Below are 3,510 nucleotides of genomic sequence, written 5' to 3' on the forward strand. Positions count from 1 at the left end.
AGACTAGAGAGGACGGGCTGAATCCTTTCTCACGTTAATAGAAATCTTTTTATAACTGTTTATAATGAATTTTCGTTGATAAATAATGACCTCCCACACCGATGTGGGCTATGCCCAAAAGGGTGGGAGTGATTGCAGAGATGTGAGCCCCGTGCCGTTGGGCTCGAAGGAGTCCCATGACCCACCTACAGTAAGTAGGTGGTTGAGGGCTAAGTCCCTACACTCGATCATGAATGAACATAAAATGATTGAAATGAGAGTGTAGGGACAAACGGTTGCATGGGTTTTCCCAGACTCAGGTGAAGCCCAAGGACTGAGGGTTGGACAGGAGTTCAAATTTCAATGAGGCCCCATCAGTCCTCAACTTAAACTCGTCCTCTCGCAGTAGTCCAAAATCTCGTGGATTATTGCTAGAACGTTGGACAACACGTTGAGATGATTCCTCAGGACAGCAGTTATGGGACTTTAACGTAACTTAAAGATTTTCATCAGCCCTGGCGGTCCACCTAAATGACGTTCAACGAACCTGAGGAACGCCTCCACGCTCCTCAGGTTCAGCTCCCCCACCAGCTCCCTGACGACGTTGGTCATGATGGTGAAGATCGTGAGGTAGCCCTGAAGCCTCTCCCTCCTCCAGAATGAGGAGTCCTCCAGTCCAAGGGCCTTGACGTCCCTGTGGAGCTCCTCGATCTCCCACCTCATCCTCCAGGCCTCCTCGATCTCCTCCTCGCTGAGCGAGAGGTCGGTCGTGTAGAGGTACTTCACGTGTGACCCGGAGTCACGTTTATATTCCCGGACTAGCAACTTTACCGTAATAGCTTGGCCTCCCAGGGTCAGGTCGGCGTAGTAGACTCCGGGGGGTAGGTCCCCCACTCGGAGGTGTCCCTCCACCTCCTCGAGGGTCCCCTGGGCCGACTCGACCCTGAGGAGCCTCCGGTTGGACTTGAGCTCAGACACCACGTTCTCCTTCACGAGCTTCTCTGACCAGTACCACGAGTCGAAGACGACCCTGGACACGCGGAAGCGCTCCTTGAGCACGTCCAACATCTCCCTGGCCAAGTCGATCTTGGTCTTGAACTCGGTGACCATCCCCAAGTCCAACATCTTCCTCACGGCGTAGGGGAAGGCTCCCACCATGAACGTCCTGCCCGTGGAGAGGTCCACTATGGCGACCGTGAGGAGCTGCACGCCCCTCTCGAACCTCCCGTGGGTGTGGCAGTAGATCCAGTAGTTCCCGTGGGGGCTCACGTCCTTCCCCCTGGAGTACTCCTTGTGGTCCACGGTGTCGTCTATGATTACGGCCACCTCACCCTTCACCAGCCCCGACAGGACCTCCAGGTAGTCCCTCCACGCGTCTTCGAGTTCCCCCAACGCCTCCAGCAGGTTCGCGTAGTCCAACCCGAACGTCTCGGCCGCGTTCCTCACGCTGGACCTCCCACCTAGCAGGACCATCAAGACGAGTGCCAACCCGACCTTCCTGCTCCTCCCGTTCCTCCTCACTATGCCCAGGACCTGGTTGACCGCCTTGATCAGATCCTCCTTAGCCAGTTCGACCTGTCCCTTTCTGTTCGTCATCTACATCTTTTCAGCGGGACGACGTCGAAAATTAAAAACTTCTCGCTAATACCGAGTTCTTGGTATTACCTCCCTAAGATTCCCATAACTGCTGCAGGGCTTTCCCGTCGCCTGACGAGGTTATGGACGAAGAGTCCAGGGAAGACCTCGACCTGGCTCGTGGGTTTCCCCAGTTCAGGAGGCACGTGGAGTCCCTCAGCTCCCTCAAGAAGTGCTGTCTGCCGTTTGTCCCTACACTTTCATTTCATTTTGTCTTCAATCACGATCGAGTGTAGGGACTTAGCCCTCAACCACCTACTTACGGTAGGTGGGTCATGGGACTCCTTCGACATGAAGGGCACGGGGCTCACATCTCCAACCCTTTTCCTCAAATTATAGAGGGCAACTACGTCCCTATGCCACCTCTCCCCCCTCTCACAAACACCAACCCTTGGGGCATCGCCCCCATCGGGTTGGTAAATGATCTTCGTCCCGTGGACTGGACAGACAGTAGAAGTGTGAGAAGGATCAACCAAGATCACGGGGACACCGAACTCCCTAGCCTTCTCAACGATAGCTCTCCTCATTGAGGAAAATGCAGATCTATAAATCCTCGACCTGAGCTGTTCATCCTTCACGTCCTCAACCACGTGTTCCGGAGCCCTCTTTGACAAGTCCTCCAAAATGATAGCACTCCTACTTTCGTAAGCCTCCAAAACGATCAGCTTAGCCAACTTCCTCCTAACATCAAGCTTCTTGTCCTTTTCCCTCAACTTCCTCCCAACTTCCCTATCCTTAGTAGACCTACCCTCCTCAATCCTCCTGTACTCATAGCCTAGAGTAATCCTCTTGGTGTTTGTTTCAAGCAATACGGGTTTATTCTTGATAAGTGAGGAGACAGAATTCTCGTTGAGATCTACTGGGATAAACGCTTTAGGCTCGTAAGGTTTAGGATCATCCTCCTTAAACACCATGTAGGACTCGACGATTTTACCTCTCAACAACTTAAACCTAGCCTCACTCGCAATCCTCCAACCATTGTTATAATACCTCCAGAAGATCTTGGGAAAGGTCGGGGAAACGAAAACCCTAGCCCTCTTAGTTGAAATGGAGATCTTGCTAAGGCTGAACTTCCACAAGTGGTCGTCCAAGTGTACGGTAACCTTCATTACTATCGGTCTGTCAGTGTAACTCCTCCCTCTCTTCCTCAACTTTTGAAAGCTGTCCAACCTCTCGCTTGCGTCTTCACAGGCGGTGTAAACGTAGTGTGAGGGTAAGTCCTTATGCTTCTCCTTCTCAGCCTTGTAAATCCCAGCCTTGACCCTGGTGAAGGAGGTAGTCTTGTTCTTGAGCCCGTAGTTCACTGTGTCCTCTAGTATCGCCTTGTACTCCTCCTCGACCTCCTTGAGCGCTGAATACGTGTTGTGATCAACCTCAACCCTTAACTTCACTGTCCTCTCCACTCAACTCACCCATGAGCTCTTTTACACCTTGAACTAGGACTGTCTTCTTGTGACTCCTCATTCCGTAAATTTTCCCAGCGAATGACGTAATGATTGAAATCAGATCTTCAACTAGTTCTCGTGTATTGGGTTCTTCTCCGAAAACCACCTCAATCCTAACTCCCATTGTTGAGAAGAACTCCTCAAGGTATTCAAACCCGAATCTCGTTAACCTATCCTTATACGTTAAGAGAACGACGTCAACACTCCTTCCCTCAACCAGTTTGAATAGCCTTAACAGCCCTTTCCTTTGTGTGTTCAACCCGCTTGCAATATCTTTTATCACTTCTACCACTTTGTAACCCTTTGCCGTTGCGTAGTTCGTTAGGTAGTTCACTTGCCTCTCCAAATCTTCTCTCTGATCAGCCGAGGATACCCTAGCGTAAATTACTGCCCTCGTCTCTTCCCTCCCCTGCAAGTACTTTTTAATCTCACTATAAGGTATCCTATACTT

Annotated in this window: 4 protein-coding genes; 1 reads left to right on the top strand and 3 read right to left on the bottom strand. The window is 51.2% G+C overall.

Features of this window, described 5'->3' with window-relative positions:
- The first annotated feature begins 85 nt into the window (after window positions 1–85).
- Complete coding sequence (locus tag METMK1DRAFT_RS00315; RefSeq protein WP_009069394.1) at window positions 86–265, top strand: hypothetical protein; 180 nt, start codon at window positions 86–88, stop codon at window positions 263–265.
- Window positions 266–465: 200 nt separating this feature from the next.
- Here METMK1DRAFT_RS00315 and METMK1DRAFT_RS00320 read toward each other — a convergent pair whose 3' ends face one another.
- The 3 genes from METMK1DRAFT_RS00320 to METMK1DRAFT_RS00330 all read right to left on the bottom strand — a co-directional run.
- Window positions 466–1,575, bottom strand: coding sequence for a transposase (locus tag METMK1DRAFT_RS00320; protein ID WP_009069396.1), 1,110 nt, complete (start codon window positions 1,573–1,575; stop codon window positions 466–468).
- Window positions 1,576–1,814: 239 nt separating this feature from the next.
- The gene (locus tag METMK1DRAFT_RS00325; protein ID WP_009069398.1) at window positions 1,815–3,017 is read right to left on the bottom strand and encodes an RNA-guided endonuclease InsQ/TnpB family protein; all 1,203 of its coding nucleotides are present in this window, start codon (window positions 3,015–3,017) and stop codon (window positions 1,815–1,817) included.
- Window positions 2,989–3,510, bottom strand: a 522-nt coding sequence (locus METMK1DRAFT_RS00330; protein WP_009069400.1) for an IS607 family transposase, incomplete at its 5' end; no start/stop codon positions are given. The genes METMK1DRAFT_RS00325 and METMK1DRAFT_RS00330, both read right to left, overlap by 29 nt.

The sequence above is a fragment of the Metallosphaera yellowstonensis MK1 genome (genome assembly GCF_000243315.1).
Taxonomy (GTDB): Archaea; Thermoproteota; Thermoprotei_A; order Sulfolobales; family Sulfolobaceae; genus Metallosphaera; species Metallosphaera yellowstonensis.